Source organism: Runella rosea (assembly GCF_003325355.1).
GTDB lineage: Bacteria > Bacteroidota > Bacteroidia > Cytophagales > Spirosomataceae > Runella > Runella rosea.
In genome coordinates, this window is sequence record NZ_CP030850.1 from 5,139,809 (window position 1) to 5,154,809 (window position 15,001).

At 45.4% G+C, this 15,001-nt stretch carries 13 protein-coding genes; 5 read left to right on the forward strand and 8 right to left on the reverse strand.

The genetic code is table 11. The annotated features are described in order from the left end of the window. Positions 1 to 49 precede the first annotated feature (49 nt). From panB to DR864_RS21340, 6 genes are all read right to left on the reverse strand, one after another. Positions 50 to 874: a 3-methyl-2-oxobutanoate hydroxymethyltransferase gene (gene panB, locus DR864_RS21315; protein WP_114068871.1), complete on the reverse strand. Its 825-nt coding sequence runs from the start codon at positions 872 to 874 to the stop codon at positions 50 to 52. 67 nt (positions 875 to 941) lie between these two features. Further along, a complete protein-coding gene (locus DR864_RS21320) occupies positions 942 to 2,411 on the reverse strand; it encodes a murein hydrolase activator EnvC family protein (RefSeq protein WP_229599435.1) in 1,470 nt (489 codons plus the stop codon). An 8-nt stretch (positions 2,412 to 2,419) separates the two neighbouring features. Next, on the reverse strand, positions 2,420 to 3,382 hold the full coding sequence (lolB1, locus tag DR864_RS21325) for a lipoprotein insertase outer membrane protein LolB1 (protein WP_114068872.1): 963 nt from the start codon (positions 3,380 to 3,382) through the stop codon (positions 2,420 to 2,422). Positions 3,383 to 3,414: 32 nt separating this feature from the next. Then, the gene (locus tag DR864_RS21330; protein ID WP_114068873.1) at positions 3,415 to 5,130 is read right to left on the reverse strand and encodes a tetratricopeptide repeat protein; all 1,716 of its coding nucleotides are present in this window, start codon (positions 5,128 to 5,130) and stop codon (positions 3,415 to 3,417) included. Between the two features lie 176 nt (positions 5,131 to 5,306). Continuing rightward, positions 5,307 to 6,080, reverse strand: coding sequence for an exodeoxyribonuclease III (locus DR864_RS21335; RefSeq protein ID WP_114068874.1), 774 nt, complete (start codon positions 6,078 to 6,080; stop codon positions 5,307 to 5,309). 92 nt (positions 6,081 to 6,172) lie between these two features. Further along, on the reverse strand, positions 6,173 to 7,369 hold the full coding sequence (locus DR864_RS21340) for an MFS transporter (protein ID WP_114068875.1): 1,197 nt from the start codon (positions 7,367 to 7,369) through the stop codon (positions 6,173 to 6,175). An 82-nt stretch (positions 7,370 to 7,451) separates the two neighbouring features. Between DR864_RS21340 and DR864_RS21345 the strand changes: the two genes are divergently transcribed. Continuing rightward, positions 7,452 to 7,676 carry a DUF2905 domain-containing protein gene (locus DR864_RS21345; RefSeq protein ID WP_114070403.1) on the forward strand — a complete coding sequence of 75 codons (225 nt, stop codon included), beginning with the start codon at positions 7,452 to 7,454 and terminating at the stop codon, positions 7,674 to 7,676. 111 nt (positions 7,677 to 7,787) lie between these two features. Then, a complete protein-coding gene (locus tag DR864_RS21350) occupies positions 7,788 to 9,911 on the forward strand; it encodes a bi-domain-containing oxidoreductase (RefSeq protein ID WP_114068876.1) in 2,124 nt (707 codons plus the stop codon). Between the two features lie 13 nt (positions 9,912 to 9,924). Here the strand turns inward: DR864_RS21350 and DR864_RS21355 are convergent, their stop codons facing one another. Together DR864_RS21355 and DR864_RS21360 are read right to left on the reverse strand one after the other, a co-directional pair. Then, positions 9,925 to 11,097: a cation:proton antiporter domain-containing protein gene (locus DR864_RS21355; protein WP_114068877.1), complete on the reverse strand. Its 1,173-nt coding sequence runs from the start codon at positions 11,095 to 11,097 to the stop codon at positions 9,925 to 9,927. A 154-nt stretch (positions 11,098 to 11,251) separates the two neighbouring features. After that, a complete protein-coding gene (locus DR864_RS21360; RefSeq protein ID WP_114068878.1) occupies positions 11,252 to 12,775 on the reverse strand; it encodes a trypsin-like peptidase domain-containing protein in 1,524 nt (507 codons plus the stop codon). Between the two features lie 393 nt (positions 12,776 to 13,168). Here DR864_RS21360 and ruvX point away from each other — a divergent pair, with 393 nt between their 5' ends. From ruvX to DR864_RS21375, 3 genes are read left to right on the forward strand one after another with little or no spacing between them, the layout of a single operon-like run. Further along, positions 13,169 to 13,582 carry a Holliday junction resolvase RuvX gene (gene ruvX, locus DR864_RS21365; RefSeq protein ID WP_114068879.1) on the forward strand — a complete coding sequence of 138 codons (414 nt, stop codon included), beginning with the start codon at positions 13,169 to 13,171 and terminating at the stop codon, positions 13,580 to 13,582. Positions 13,583 to 13,637: 55 nt separating this feature from the next. Then, positions 13,638 to 14,210: a peptide deformylase gene (gene def, locus DR864_RS21370; RefSeq protein ID WP_114068880.1), complete on the forward strand. Its 573-nt coding sequence runs from the start codon at positions 13,638 to 13,640 to the stop codon at positions 14,208 to 14,210. A 14-nt stretch (positions 14,211 to 14,224) separates the two neighbouring features. Continuing rightward, the gene (locus DR864_RS21375; RefSeq protein WP_114068881.1) at positions 14,225 to 14,956 is read left to right on the forward strand and encodes a 3'-5' exonuclease; all 732 of its coding nucleotides are present in this window, start codon (positions 14,225 to 14,227) and stop codon (positions 14,954 to 14,956) included. The last annotated feature ends 45 nt before the right edge of the window (positions 14,957 to 15,001 follow it).

A 15,001-nucleotide genomic window follows, 5' to 3' on the forward strand; every position in this document is an offset into this window, starting at 1 on the left:
ACATCCGTTACGAACAATTAAATCTTAACGGAGAACCAGTGCTGATGGTTCAGTAAGATTCTTTTTCGTTCGGAAAATCGTTGGCTTTGACGTCTTTGACGTAATTACTGACAGCATCCGTCATGATGCTGTGTAAATCGGCATAGCGCCTTAAAAAGCGTGGTTTAAATTCTTTGGTGATGCCCAGCATATCGTGAATCACCAGAATTTGCCCGTCGGCATGAGGCCCTGCGCCAATACCGATGGTTGGAATGCTGACACTTTCGGACACCTGCTTGGTCAGGCTCGAAGGGATTTTTTCCAAGACCATCCCAAAACAACCGATTTCGTCCAGCATTTTGGCGTCTTGCAACAGCTTCTCGGCCTCGGCATTTTCTTTGGCGCGAACGGTATAGGTGCCAAATTTATAAATAGACTGGGGGGTTAGGCCCAAGTGACCCATCACAGGTACGCCAGCGCTCAGAATCCGAATAATGGATTCTTTTATTTCAAGACCTCCTTCGAGCTTTACGGCGTGTGCGCCCGATTCTTTCATGATACGAATGGCCGAATCAAGCGCTGCGCGTGAATTTCCCTGATACGAACCGAAAGGCAAATCGACCACCACAAAGGCTCGCTTCACGGCCCTAACAACGCCCTGAGCGTGATAAATCATTTGGTCGAGGGTGATGGGCAGCGTGGTTTCGTGGCCTGCAATGACATTGGAGGCCGAGTCGCCTACCAAAATAATGTCAATTCCAGCGGCATCTACAATGCGCGCCATGGAAAAATCGTAGGAGGTAAGGGCGGATATTTTTTCGCCCCGGTTTTTCATTTCCTGTATGATGTGCGTGGTAACACGCTTTACTTCGAGGGAGGAAAGTTGAGTTGACATTTTGATGTATAAGTTGTTGGTTACCTCTTATTTGTATTTGGTGTACAAATAATACTTTCCAGTTTTTTTACCTCGGACGAAGCCACGTTTCGGGATTGAGTTTGCTGGTATTTTTCCAAATCTGGAAATTCACTTCCGAAACCCCGTCCCCGTCGGTTGCTACCACGCCGATTGACTCGCGTGCTTTTAGCTTTTGTCCAGGACGAACATTGACATTCTTCAGTTTGGCGTATACGGTGTAAAAATCCCCGTGTTGTACAAATACCACATTGCGCATTACGCCCATGTTGGTTACGTCCATCACTACGCCGTCGTATACAGTACGCACTGATGTGCCAGCATTGGTCTGAATATCTACTCCTTGGTTTTCTTGATAGACATTTTTGAGGACCTCTTTTGTTCCAAAACCATCGGAAATAAATCCAGGAACGGGCCAAGGTAAACGACCACGGTTGGCGGCAAAAGAAGACGCTAACGTGACCTCTTCTTCGTTCATTCCTTCTTCGTTGATGGTTTCTTTTTTAACTTCGGGCTTCGCGGGGGGCGGTTCAGCTTTGGTAATTTCTTCGTTATTGTCTTTCTCTTTGGCTCTTTCGGCTGCCGCTTTGGCGGAGGCTTCGCGCTCGGCTCGCTCCCGAGCGGCTTTTTCGCGGGCGGCAGCGCGGGCGCGTTCACGTCGTTCTTCGATTTCGCGCTGAATAATGCGCGTCAAGGCATTCTCCAATTGTTTGTTGGCTTTTCGTACTTCGGCTACTTCGCCCTTAATTTCTGCTTCCCGACCACTCAATTCTTGGACCACTTTGTCTTTTTCGCCTTTCAGTTGTTCCAGATTTTTACTTTCGGCAATCCGCGTTTTAAGGGCATTTTCCTGGTCTTTTTTCTTGTTGCTGATGCTGTTTGACTTAGCAATCATGAGTGATTGCACTTTTTTCATTTGGGTAACTTGCTTCTCCCGCTCGTCGGTGTATTGCTTCAAGTATTTGTAGCGAACCAAAAATTGATTGAAGGTAGGCGCCGAAAACAGAAAACTCAATTCGCTAAGGCTATTGTTGCGTTTTGAGGCGTTATAAATCATCCGAGCATACTCATCACGCAATTTGTCGAGGTCTTTGTCTAGGGCTACTTTGGCTTGTTGCAGTTCGGTAAGTTCAGAATCCATCAACTTTAAATCATCGTTGATGAGGTCTATTTTACGGTTTTGGGCATTGATTTGCTGTTTGATTGCCTTAAGTTGCCCTAAACTAGAGCGCTTTTGCTCGGTTGTTTGCTTTAAGATTCCCTGCAATTCTTGCAAACGCTCCATGTTTTCTCGTTTCTCTTTTTCAAGCTGTTGACGGCTTTTTTGGGCCATTGCTGAAAAACAGCAGATGAATAGCACCAATCCAATCAGTACGGGTAATTTAAACGCCAACGAAGTATTGTGCTGAAAACTTCGTACATCACTTTTGCGCGCAGAAGTATTTTCAGCATAACAATCAAACCTTTTTTTACTCATAAATAGCTTATTCAACACAGCAGCAATACGTTTTAAAATCATCTAATTCCCTATTTTCGCTCATATTTGGGTGGAACACTGAACGGAAAACTAAGCGTTTTTTCACTCAATTCCACTTTTTGATGCTTTATCCGAAACACGGTCTGATACTGTAGCTTATCTTTTTCAGATTGATAATCCAACTGAATCAAACTGGTGTAAGGGAACAGATAATTGTTGAGTTGCGTAAAATCGTCGTAGTCGAGGGTTAGGGAGTTTTTGGTGGGCTGTTCGGTAACTAGCAATTTTTTCAAACGACGATTTTGCTCTCCAATGTAGCTTTCCAACATAATTTTTCCTTCCTGTTGGCGAAGCATAAAATAGTCCTTTTCCTTCTTAAACCGCTGATTTTCTTTCTTAGGAATCGGCATATTTCCGACTAAAATAGACTGAATCAAATCAAAACTCAGTTGGAAATTAAATTTTTGGCTGAGTGTATTAAAATCGTACTGGTAATATTCTTTGTGGTAGCGATCTACAATTAAAATTGAATCGCGCGTGATGAGCCCTCGAACTACTTCAATGGGTCCAGCGACAATCGAAAGCCACAACACGCTGTCTTTAAGCATTCTAATGTTGATATTGGCGTTGTCTATATCTTGGTCTTTACTTTTGAACGACACTTTTGATTTGGCCGATAAGTACTTAAAATCAACCATTTCAACGTTTACCTTGGTTTCTTCTGGCTCTATAACGGGCGGAACTACCGCCACTGCTGTCGTATCTTTTTCCAACACCGCAACGGTGTCTTTGAGAACGGCCGCTAAAGTGTCGGCTGATGTTTCAGTTTTGTTTTTCTGCCGTGGCCGATGACAGGCCGAGAAAAGTAAAACCAAGATAATGGTACTGAATGTTAGGAGAGAATTCCAATGCGTGTTTGGGCCAGAGAGACATTTTTCAGTGCGTAAACGACCCGAAGAGACGCGGCGTACCTCAACAATAACTACATTAACTAATGGTACTTTAAGTTTCATATTTTATAGAAAAAAACAGGTACGGATTGTTTTTATTCAATCAATTGACCTGTTGCAATTTTTTTGTCGATTTGGGAGGTGTTTTCTCCCATTGTTTTGGCTTTTTTCCACTGTTCTACTGCTTTTTCACGTTCCCCCAATTGGTAAAGAACGTCGCCATAGTGTTCAATAATCGTTCCACTTACCCCTTTGCCCGAAGCAATGGCTTTTTCCAAATTTACCCGCGCTCCTTTGTAGTCTTTCATGACGTAGAGCACCCAAGCATAGGTATCCAAATACGTGGCGTTGTCGGGGTTTCGGCTTACTACCTGCGCGGCCATTTCTTTGGCTCGCTCCAGTTTGGCTTTCCGTAATGACAGAAAATAACTATAATTATTTTGAACGTGGTCGTTTTTGGGTTCTATTTTGAGGGCTTCTTCGTAGGCTTCGTCCGATTTTTCGTGCTCGCCCAAGCCATTGTATGCGTCGCCAAGCTGCGCATAAATCACGCCTTGCAGTTCTTTGTTTTCAGAAGTTAATTTTTGGGCTTCTTCGAGGGCATCTACAGCTTTTTGATAATTGCGTTTGACCAAATTAGCCGAGCCGTTGGAATACCAGAATAACCCTTGGTTGGGAAAGGTTTCCAGCGCCTGTTCTGAATGGGCCAACAAGCTATCAATTTGGTTGAGGTCACCATCTAATTGTAAAATCGCACCCCAAACTTCGTACATCGAACTATTGATGCGAGAGGCTTTGACATACGCATCGCGGGCTTCAGATTTGCGGTCGGCTTTGGCCAATAAATCAGCGTAGACAACATAGGCCCGCATGTCTTTGGGGTGAGCTTTCACGATTTCGGCGGCTCGGTTGAGCACATCTTGGCGAGTTGCCTCGTCTTTTGCTTCGCGGAGGAGCCCGACCAGCGCCTGCATTTTGGTGTCAATGTCGGCATTGGGATTATTAAACATCTGCCCGATTTGCTGCTCAGCGGCTTTGCTGTCTCCGTTTTGACGATAGATTTCAGCCAACATCATGCGAGCATTTGCTTCGTCAGGGTTGATTTTTAACGCTTTTTCGAGCTGTTCTTTGGCGTCTTGAGGACGTTTGTCCATCATCAACAGCTGTGCCAGTTCTACCACATATTGGGCTTCGTTCGGCTCGGCGTTGATAAGTTTTTGGGCTTCTTCGACGGCTTTTTTGGGCTTATCGAGTTTGAGGTAAATGCGTTGTTTTTGATGTACCAAATCTTCGTCCACGCCCAAAGCCCGTTCTACGTCGTCGTAAGATTTGAGGGCTTCTTCGTATTTTTCATCCAGAATATAAACGGCGGCTAATTCAAGGCCGTATTCGGCGTTGTCGGAGCTTTGACGGATAATGTTGCGGTAGATTTCGGCGGCTTTAGGGTATTTGCGTTGTTGGGTATAAATTTCAGCTAGTTGGATGGCGTAAAATTTATTGTCGGGAGCAAGTTGGGCCGCTTTTTGTGAAAAAATAGCCGCTTCGTCCAAACGTTCGCGTTTGAGTAGGGTGCGCGCTAGCTCGTAGTTCAACGCTGGAACAGAGGCATCCACTTTCAACGCGGTTCGAAACACGCTGTCGGCCCTGATGTATTCTTCCATGGCCGCATATTTCATGCCTTCGGCCAGCAAAGATTCTAACTCAAATCGTTGTGATTTTTGGGCGTCGGTTTCGCTGACAGGCTTATTCTTTTGGGCCATTGCGAGCTGACCCAAAAATAAGAGTACCCAAATAAAGGGCGTGTGTTTCATTGGTTTCAAATTAATCTCGTTGACTGGTGTGATTGAGGTTCGAAATTGAGATTCAATCTATTATAAAAAACGAGATTAATGAAGCAAAATTGGAAGAATTTAGTCGTTTTACCAAAATTTATAAAAACCCCTCCTAAATCCTTTACTTGGAGAGGGGGGTTTAAAGGCAGAGCCCTTCAAAAATCATTGTTTATTTCGAGCCAAACGGGGCAATGGTCGGAGTGGACCGCATCTGGCAGCTGGCGGCAGCTAAGCAGATGCGGGCGTAGGTTGTCGGTGACGGAGAGGTAATCTATGCGCCAGCCTTTGTTATTGACCCGAGCACCTGCCCGATAGCTCCACCAACTGTATTCCACCAAATCAGGATTTGTGTATCGAAATGCATCGGTAAAACCACTTTCAAACCATTGGGTCATCCATGCGCGTTCTTCGGGGAGGAAGCCCGTCGTGTTTTTTAGTCGGACGGGGTCATGGATGTCAATTTCTTGATGGGCAATGTTATAATCTCCTACCACAATCAGTTGAGGGCGGGTTTGCTTGAGGGTGTTTATCCACTGATGAAAATCACCGAGAAACTGCATCTTTATGCCTTGACGTTCATCACCGCTGGTTCCTGACGGAAAATAGGCGTTTATGAGGGTCAGGCCGCCGATGTCGGCCCGAATTACGCGGCCTTCGTGGTCATAAAGGTCAATTCCGCAGCCAATTACGCAATTGTCTACGGGAATTCTGGAAAAAATGGCCACGCCGCTATAGCCTTTTTTTTGGGCGGCATTCCAGCCGATTAACTGATAGCCCAAGGCCTCAAATCCTGACAAATCGACTTGGTCGGGAGTGGCTTTGACCTCCTGAAAGCAGAGCACATCAAACGACTTGGTCGAAAGCCATTCAACAAGTCCGTTGCGCATAGCGGCGCGTATGCCGTTGACGTTGTAAGATAGAATTTGCATGAAGAACTGGAGCCTCCCCGAATCAATGGGCTGCCCTCCCCCCCTCTCCTGAAGTAGGAGAGGGGAGTGTTTTATAAGGGTGAAATTTTTATTTAAGCGGTGGCAGGCTTGGTCGATTTTTCGCTGAAGAATATCAAAAAGAGAACCAATACCCCCGCAGCAATGCCAGCAGGCACCATCCATACACTCAGCCAGTTGGTGATGTTTTCGGCGTTGGTATTGGCGGCTACTACTTTACCACCAATCCATGAGCCAATGCCCATGCCGAGGCCATAGGTAGCCAAGGTAATAAGGCCCTGCGCCTGCGATTTGATGCGGTCGCCCGCTTTGGTATCAGTGTATATTTGTCCAGTGACAAAGAAAAAGTCAAAGCAAACGCCGTGTAATAAGATGGCGGCGTACAGCATCCATTCACTGGTATCAGCATCACCATAACCGAAGAAAAGGAAGCGAACAATCCACGAAATTAATCCAACCGCCAACATCCATTTAACGCCTAGCCTGCTGAATGCCAATGGAATCAATAGCATAAAAACTACTTCAGAGACTTGGCCCAGTGACATTTTGTTTTCCACGAATTCCATTCCTGAAGCGCGTAACGACGGATTGGCAAATGCGTAATAGAATGACAATGGAATGCAAATAGCAACCGAAGCAATAAAGAATATGACGAATGAACGGTCTTTGAACAACGAGAAGGCATCGGCTCCGATGATTTGACCTATGTTCACTGGACCCGTGGCGCGCGGTGGCGTATTAGGCAAGGTGAAGGCAAGTAAACCTAAGATAATAGATGTGACAATCGAAATTTGAAAGATAGTTACTTGGTCGCCAACGTTTAAAAAACCCACTAAATTGGTGACGGCAATCCAAGCAATGGTTCCCATAACACGAATGGTAGGAAAGTCTTTTTCGGGAGAGGCAATGTGTCGCATGGAAATCGACGTAGTGAGGGCAATACACGGTGCAAAACACAAGCAATACGCTAAAATAACCCAGAAAAAAGTGCCAGCATCGTTGATTTGCGACAGCACAAAAAGCAATCCAGCACCTAACATGTTGAGCGCTCCTAACACTTTTTGGGCGGCAAAATAACGGTCGGCCACGGCTCCGATAAAGGGAGAAATAATCATGGCGATGGAGAAAGCGAGGTACGCATTCCCGATTTGGTCGCCAGTGGCGTTGAGTTGTTTGCCGAGATAGACACTCATTTGGCCGTACCAAGATCCCCACGTAAAAAATTGGAGGAACATCATTAACATCAATTGTATCCGGACGGAAGACTTCATAGGGGTTTTTAGGGTTGAGTTTTGAATGGGCGAAAATGATGGATTTTGGTTAGAAATTCAAATCCTTCGTAAATTTGGGCCTATGAATCCTGCATTTGGCAAATATCTCATTGGCATTGGTCTCCTGATTGTGGTGGTTGGGGTAATTATCTATTTTTTTTCGGATAAGCTGCATTGGCTCGGCCAACTCCCCGGGGATATACGTATTAAGCGTGAAAAGTTTGGTTTTTACTTTCCCATCGTCACCTGTATTGTGTTGAGTGTGGTGCTCAATTTGATTATTTGGTTGGTACGGCGGTTTTTGTAACTAACTACTATCATGGTTAGATTAATGAGATTAATAGTGGTTGCTTTTGAAGCTACTTGCCGTTAAAAAATCAAATGGCTGACTATAGGTAAGCTTTTGTATTTTTGCCCCATGAAGCAACTCATCCAAAACCTTCAAAACGGTCAAACAATACTGGAAGAAGTGCCTGCACCGCAGGTGAAACGAGGGGCAGTGCTGATTCAAACGCGTCGAAGTTTAGTTTCTTTGGGAACCGAACGAATGCTCGTTGAATTTGGCAAAGCCAACCTCATCGAAAAGGCCCGTCAACAGCCTGAAAGGGTGAAAATGGTGCTGGATAAAATCAAGTCTGACGGCCTGATGCCGACCTTGGAGGCTGTTTTTAACAAGCTTGGGCAGCCGCTTCCTTTGGGGTATTGCAATGTAGGTCAGGTGATTGCGGTGGGAGAAGGCGTGACGGATATTCGCATCGGCGACCGTGTGGCCTCCAATGGCCCCCACGCCGAAATCGTTTGTGTGCCCCGTAATCTGGTGGCTAAAATTCCCGATAATATATCTGACGATGAAGCGGCATTTACAGTTATCGGTTCTATCGGTTTACAAGGGGTTCGGTTATTGAATCCAACCTTGGGAGAAACCGTCGTGGTAATTGGCTTGGGGCTGATTGGGCTATTGACAGCCGAACTGCTTCGTTTGAACGGCTGTCGGGTCATTGGGTTTGATTTTGACGAGACTAAACTCCGCATTGCGAGCGAAAAAGGCATCTTAGCCGCCAATCCTGCCGCAGGCACCGATCCCGTCAAGTGGGTAGAAAGCCTGACCAACGGCGTTGGCGCGGATGGTGTGGTGATTACGGCTTCGGCCAAAACGGATGAGATTATTTCACAAGCCGCCCGCATGTCACGCAAGCGCGGCCGTATTATCTTGGTAGGAGTCATTGGACTTAATTTGAGCCGGGCGGAGTTTTACGAAAAAGAACTTTCATTTCAGGTGTCGTGCTCGTATGGCCCGGGCCGTTACGACGACGACTATGAGCAAAAAGGCGTCGATTATCCATTGCCGTTTGTTCGTTGGACCGAAAACCGCAATTTTCAAACCATTCTTCAGTTGATGGAATCGGGATTACTCGATGTAAAACCTTTTATTACGGAACAGATTCCGCTGGAAGAATATCAAAAAATTTACGGTGATATGGGTAAAGGTGGGGCGATTGCCTCTCTGTTGGTTTATCCCGAAAAACCTTCAGCCGAGCGTACTGTCCGCCACCATGATATTTCTTTTGCGGGTCGAAAAGGAGTAGTCGGTATTATTGGTGCAGGAAATTTTACCAAAATGACTTTGCTTCCTGCCTTAAAAAGCGGAGCAAGTGATGCAAATATTAAATACATTGCCAGTGCCAATGGACTGTCGGGAACGGCGTTGGCCCAAAAACACGGCATTGCCCACAGCACAACGGATTATCATGAAATTTTAAATGATAACGACGTCGATTTGGTGATGATTACCACACGCCACAATCAACATGCCCGCCTGACGATGGAGGCACTGAAGGCGGGGAAGCATGTGTTTGTGGAAAAACCTTTGGCGATTTTTGAAGAAGAAATGAGTCAACTCTTGGAAAGCTTTCAACTTGCCGAAAGTTTAAGTGTTACGGTTGGCTTTAATCGTCGTTTTTCTCCCCATGCGCTGAAAATGAAGTCGTTGCTGGGAGATGCACCCATGAACGTGATTGCTACCATGAATGCTGGGTTTATTCCCGCCAACTCGTGGGTACACGATCGCGCCGTGGGCGGTGGACGTATCTTGGGTGAAGCTTGTCATTTTATTGATTTGATTACGTACCTGACGGGCAGCCGCGTGACGGCGGTATGCATGAATGCCATGGGGCCACATGCTACCGAAACAACCGATAATGCGAACATTTTGTTGCGCTATGAAAATGGCTCAACGGGCGTCATTAATTATTTTTCCAACGGCCACAAATCTTATTCCAAAGAGCGGGTAGAAGTATATTCGCAGGAGCGAACGCTGATATTGGATAACTTCCGAACGCTGGAAGGCTATGGGTTCAAAGGATTTTCTAAGCTCAAAACAAGCCAAGACAAAGGACATAAAACACAATTTCAGGAACTGATAAAACGTATTCAAACAGGAGGTGCGCCGCTGATTCCGTTGGATGAAATTATCAACACTACTCAAGCCAGCTTTGCGGCTATTCGCAGCTTGAAAGAAGGTGCTTGGGTGCTACTAACCTAAAACCGTCAGACGACTACGCACTTTCTTTTTTATTTTCCATCATCAACCCCACCATCATTACCAACGCTGATAAAATGATGATTTGGATAATGAGCGATTTATTGACCAATGAGATGGTTTGCGAAGCAGGAATGCTCAAAAATAATAAAATCGTAATCAATCCACGCGGAGCGACAAAAAGTAACGGTGAAAGCTCTATTTTGTAGAATTTGAGCAGAATAGCCCGCAGACAAAAGATATTTATCACAATCCCTACGGCCCATCCAAGTGTACTGAGGTTCATAATTTCGGCGGTTTCCATCAGGTAGCCAAAAAGCAGGAAAAACAGCACTCTAATTACAAACGTAGCCTCAATTGTGATTTCTTTAAATTTCTTCACTTCTCGGTCGAGTAGGTCTGGTTTCAGGCGCTGAATCCACTTAAAGCGTTTTATTTCGTCAAGATTTCCTAAGAATAACCCAAAAATCAGGATGAAAACGAGCGAAGGTAGATGATAGATTTTGGAAATATTATAAATCAAAATCACCAAAAGAATGATGGGGGCAAACTTGATGTGGTGGTCGATTTTGCTCAAAAGATAGGATAAACCACCCGTGGCCAGAAACGAAACAATAATGATGGTCATTAATTGCGCAAAGAAATGCCAAATAGAAGCCACGCCAAAACTATCATTAAAGACTACAAAGTTGAAAAATATCACCCCTAAAATGTCCGAAAGGCTACTTTCGTAAATAATAAATTCTTTCTGATGATTCATCAAATTCTTGACGCTCGGAATGGCAATAGCGCTGCTGATTACGCAGAGCGGAATGGCGTTGGTGAGGCTGTCTTTAAAATTGATTCCGCCCCAAAAATGGAAAGCCGCCGCCGCCCCAAAAGCCAACAGAAGCATGGGCAACAATGCTACGGCAAAGGATTTTTTGATGAGCGGAAATTTCGTGGTATTTAACTCCAACTCTAATGAGCCTTCTAGTACAATGAGAATCAGTCCAATTGTTCCTAAAATGGGTAAAATAGGGCTAAGATTGGGAAGCGACAAGCCCGTAGTAAGCGCTACTTGCTTCACGAGCCACCCCATCAGCAGCAAAAGAATAACGGAAGGGACTTTGGTTTTAGAAGAGGTGATGTCAAAAACATAAGCAAGAAGAATCAGAACACAAACTGTGATTATAATTGCGGTTGTCATGTAAAGAATGGTTGGATACTTTACAATACTAACAAACACTTGCGTAAAAACAAAGGGTTAGACCAGCGATGGCCTAACCCTTTGTTTTTTTTCCTAACGTCGGCGAGGATTGGGCATCCCCGTTTAAAACCTCGCCGATGTTGGTTGATAAGTCTTACAAATTAAATCCGAAAGAATAGACGTCTTCAGGATAATCTAAATAAAGACCTTCCATCTGAACGCGAGCTCCTTTTTTCTCGGATAAAGCTGCCTTTAGTTCTTTGACCGAACGAACCGCCTTGTCGTTTACTTTCGTAATCACAAAACCTTCTTCTACCCCTACGCGGGCGAGTTTGCCAGCTTCCATCGCGGTTACTTTTACGCCGCCGCCGATGTTGGCGCGCTGAAGGCGCTGTACTTCGCGGGGGTTAAGGTCGCTGAACTGGGCTCCTAATGAACTAAGGGCTACATCAGCTTCGTCAGTTTTGATGATTTCGCGTCCGCCTTCGCGGTTGCGGAGCATGACACTGTAGTCTTTTACGCTGCCTCCACGGTTAACGGTCAGAACAACACTTTCACCGGGACGCTTGCGGGCTACTAGCTCACGGAATTTGGGGTCAGAATCTACCTCAACACCGTCTACTTTCGTAATTACGTCACCTACTTTCAAGCCTGCATCTTTGGCGGCGCTGTTGCCTTCGCCAAAGCCTTGTACATAAATCCCCGTGGCTACTTTTACGTCATACTGGTCGGCTTTTTTGCTATCGAGCTCTTCTGGAATGATACCAATGTAGCCGCGTTGTACACCGCCGTACTTGATGATGTCGCTGGATACTTTTTTCACTAAGCTCGAAGGCACTGCAAAGGCGTAACCTGCGTAGCTACCAGTAGGGCTGGCAATGGCGGTGTTGATACCCACCAATTCACCTTTCAGGTTGACCAAGGCACCACCTGAGTTGCCCGGGTTTACCACCGCATCCGTTTGGATAAAGGACTCCAGCGGGGTGTCACCTTTAAACTGGCTGCCGCGTGCGCGTGACTGTTGTTGAAACTTTTCGGCAAGGATTCCGATACCGCGTCCTTTGGCACTTACAATACCCGCCGTAACGGTCGATTCCAAATTAAACGGATTTCCTACGGCTACTACCCACTCACCTACTTTGATGGCGTCTGAGTTGCCAAACGCCAACGCAGGTAGGTCTTTGGCGGGAATCTGAATCACGGCAATATCGGTAGAAGGGTCAGTACCGATTACTTTGGCTTTGTAGGTGCGTTTGTTTGACATCACAACCTCCAGTTCTTCTGCACCTTCCACCACGTGGTTGTTGGTAACGATGTAGCCATCCGCGCTGACAATCACGCCTGAGCCCGACGACTCTTGCTTTTGCGGACCGCTGCGTCGCATTCCGAAATCTTCGCCAAACAAGTCGAAGATGTCCATGCCGCGTTGTTGCGCTTGGCGCGTGGCCGAGGCTTTAATGTGTACTACGGCAGGGGTGGAAACTTCGGCGGCGTACGTAAAATCGGCCGCTGCCCCGGGAGCAACTCCCCCAGTAAAACGATTCATTGAAGGAGCGCTTGCTTCTGTAAAAACGACATCTTTTGAGTCATCAATCCCGCCCAAAAGCTTTACACTTCCAACGGTAACTGCGCTTGAAATGAGCCCAACCAATGCCAATGATTTCCAATTCTGATTCATGACTTTTTATTTTGGTTTTGGTTTTATTTACTGTTTATTCTTAGGTTTTTGTGTTTTTGCAATTAACATGTCAAAAATGCATCGACATAACGTCTCTGGCAAAAAAATCGGTATCCAAATTTCTACTTTTTAACAATATTTAACAAGCAAAAGTTTGTACTTACTCAAGATATAAAATAATGATGCGAGGGGGCTTTAACTGCCAAATTGTCATTTGCTGGAAAGCCTTTTATGAACCAATTACGCCAAAGGCTGACGATTTTTCTGCTATATTTGTGATTTAATTGTCAATTTACCCTGTCATGAGCGCTGAGAGAATATCAAATATAACGATTATTCTCGGCTTGTGTTTAGAAAAAATAAACGGGTAACGTACTTAAACAAAACAAACCAATGGGGCGAATTCTTGCCATTGATTATGGCTCAAAACGAACCGGATTGGCAGTTACCGACCCGTTACGGATTATTGCGACGGCCTTGGAAACGGTACGCTCATTTGAATTAATTGATTTTTTGAAACGTTATACCGCCAATGAAACCGTGGATGTATTTGTGGTAGGGATGCCCCGTACATTGGAAAATACCGACACCAACAATACGCCGCACGTGAAGGGATTCATCAAACAACTCAAAAAAGCGTTTCCCGATACCCCCGTGTATGAACACGACGAGCGCTTTACCAGCAGCATGGCATTACAGACCATGATTTCGATGGGGTCTAAAAAAAGTGATCGCCGCAATAAAGGTAATATTGACAAAGTCAGTGCCACCATTATTTTGCAATCGTTTATTGAAAGCCAACGATGAAATCGTATCATGGGTGTTTTGCCCGATAAACCATTAAAAAGGACAACGATTAACAATGATTTTTCCAATAGTAGCTTATGGCGACCCCGTATTACGAAAAGTGGCTCGCCCCATTGAAAAAGACGAATTCAACCTGCCCGAGTTGGTAGAAAATATGTACCAAACCATGTACGATTCTTCGGGTATTGGTTTGGCGGCTCCGCAAATCGGACAAAGTATCCGGTTGTTTGTGGTAGATGGTACGCCTCTTAATGAAGATGAAGAAGAGGAAGACAAAGACCCAAGTTTGGAAGGGTTTAAAAAAGTATTTATTAATCCGCAGGTGTTGGAAGAAACGGGTGACGAATGGGCGTTTGAAGAAGGATGCCTCAGTATTCCGGGAATCAGAGCCGATGTATATCGTCCTGAATTTATTAAAATCAAATACCGAGATATTGATTGGAATGAGCACGTAGACACCTTTGAAGGCATGGCGGCGCGTATCATTCAGCATGAATACGACCATTTGGAAGGTAAACTGTTTACGGACTATCTGCCAATGCTCAAACGGCAGATGCTCAAAAAACGCCTTACCGACATTACAAAGGGCAATGTCAAAGTGGATTACAAAATGAGATTTCCTAAATAACCTCGAAACGCGAGATGCAAGAACTTCGCCGAGTTGCCAAGAATATTCTTTTTATTGACCTGGAAACGGTGTCAGGAAAAGAGTCGTTTGATTTGCTAGACGAACGAATGCAGGAACAATGGCAACGAAAAGCGGCCAACATCCGCAATGACGAACACGTCTCGGCTTTTGACCTGTTTTACCGTCGGGCGGCTATTTATTCTGAATTCGGCAAAATCATTTGCATCGGAGTAGGGGCGCTGTATTGGGTTTCTTCCGACGAGCAGCCACGCTTTAAAGTGAAGACCATTGCGGGCGACGACGAGAAGGCGATTTTGTTGGAATTTAAAGAGTTGATTGAAAAATATCCCCAAAACCAACTCGTTCTCTGCGCCCACAACGGCAAAGAGTTTGACTTCCCTTTTCTGTGTCGTCGAATGCTCGTCAATGGAATTACGCTGCCTGATTCTTTAAAACTTTCGGGTAAAAAACCGTGGGAAATTCTTCATCAGGACACACTCGATATGTGGCGTTTTGGCGATTATAAAAGCTTCGCACAGTTGGATTTATTGGCGGCGTTGTTTGGCATTCCGAGCAGCAAATCAGACATCAGTGGCGAAGACGTTACCCGCGTTTATTACGCCGAAAAAGACCTTGACCGAATCCGTCGTTACTGTAAAGAAGACGTCGTGGTGTTGGCGCAACTTTGGCTTCGCCTCAATCAATACGATACCATAAAGCCCGAGCTGATTGTACGGGCCGAATAAAGACAACGAACGTTGCCGAGGTCTTGGATTCAAAACCTCGGCAAC

Coding starts and splice junctions, on each gene's coding strand:
- DR864_RS21320 (WP_229599435.1), bottom strand. CDS start 2,411: ATGATTTTAAAACGTATTGCTGCTGTGTTGAATAAGCTATTTATGAGT.
- DR864_RS21355 (WP_114068877.1), bottom strand. CDS start 11,097: ATGACAACCGCAATTATAATCACAGTTTGTGTTCTGATTCTTCTTGCT.
- DR864_RS21340 (WP_114068875.1), bottom strand. CDS start 7,369: ATGAAGTCTTCCGTCCGGATACAATTGATGTTAATGATGTTCCTCCAA.
- DR864_RS21375 (WP_114068881.1), top strand. CDS start 14,225: ATGCAAGAACTTCGCCGAGTTGCCAAGAATATTCTTTTTATTGACCTG.
- DR864_RS21330 (WP_114068873.1), bottom strand. CDS start 5,130: ATGAAACACACGCCCTTTATTTGGGTACTCTTATTTTTGGGTCAGCTC.
- DR864_RS21345 (WP_114070403.1), top strand. CDS start 7,452: ATGAATCCTGCATTTGGCAAATATCTCATTGGCATTGGTCTCCTGATT.
- DR864_RS21360 (WP_114068878.1), bottom strand. CDS start 12,775: ATGAATCAGAATTGGAAATCATTGGCATTGGTTGGGCTCATTTCAAGC.
- DR864_RS21335 (WP_114068874.1), bottom strand. CDS start 6,080: ATGCAAATTCTATCTTACAACGTCAACGGCATACGCGCCGCTATGCGC.
- panB (WP_114068871.1), bottom strand. CDS start 874: ATGTCAACTCAACTTTCCTCCCTCGAAGTAAAGCGTGTTACCACGCAC.
- DR864_RS21350 (WP_114068876.1), top strand. CDS start 7,788: ATGAAGCAACTCATCCAAAACCTTCAAAACGGTCAAACAATACTGGAA.
- lolB1 (WP_114068872.1), bottom strand. CDS start 3,382: ATGAAACTTAAAGTACCATTAGTTAATGTAGTTATTGTTGAGGTACGC.
- def (WP_114068880.1), top strand. CDS start 13,638: ATGATTTTTCCAATAGTAGCTTATGGCGACCCCGTATTACGAAAAGTG.
- ruvX (WP_114068879.1), top strand. CDS start 13,169: ATGGGGCGAATTCTTGCCATTGATTATGGCTCAAAACGAACCGGATTG.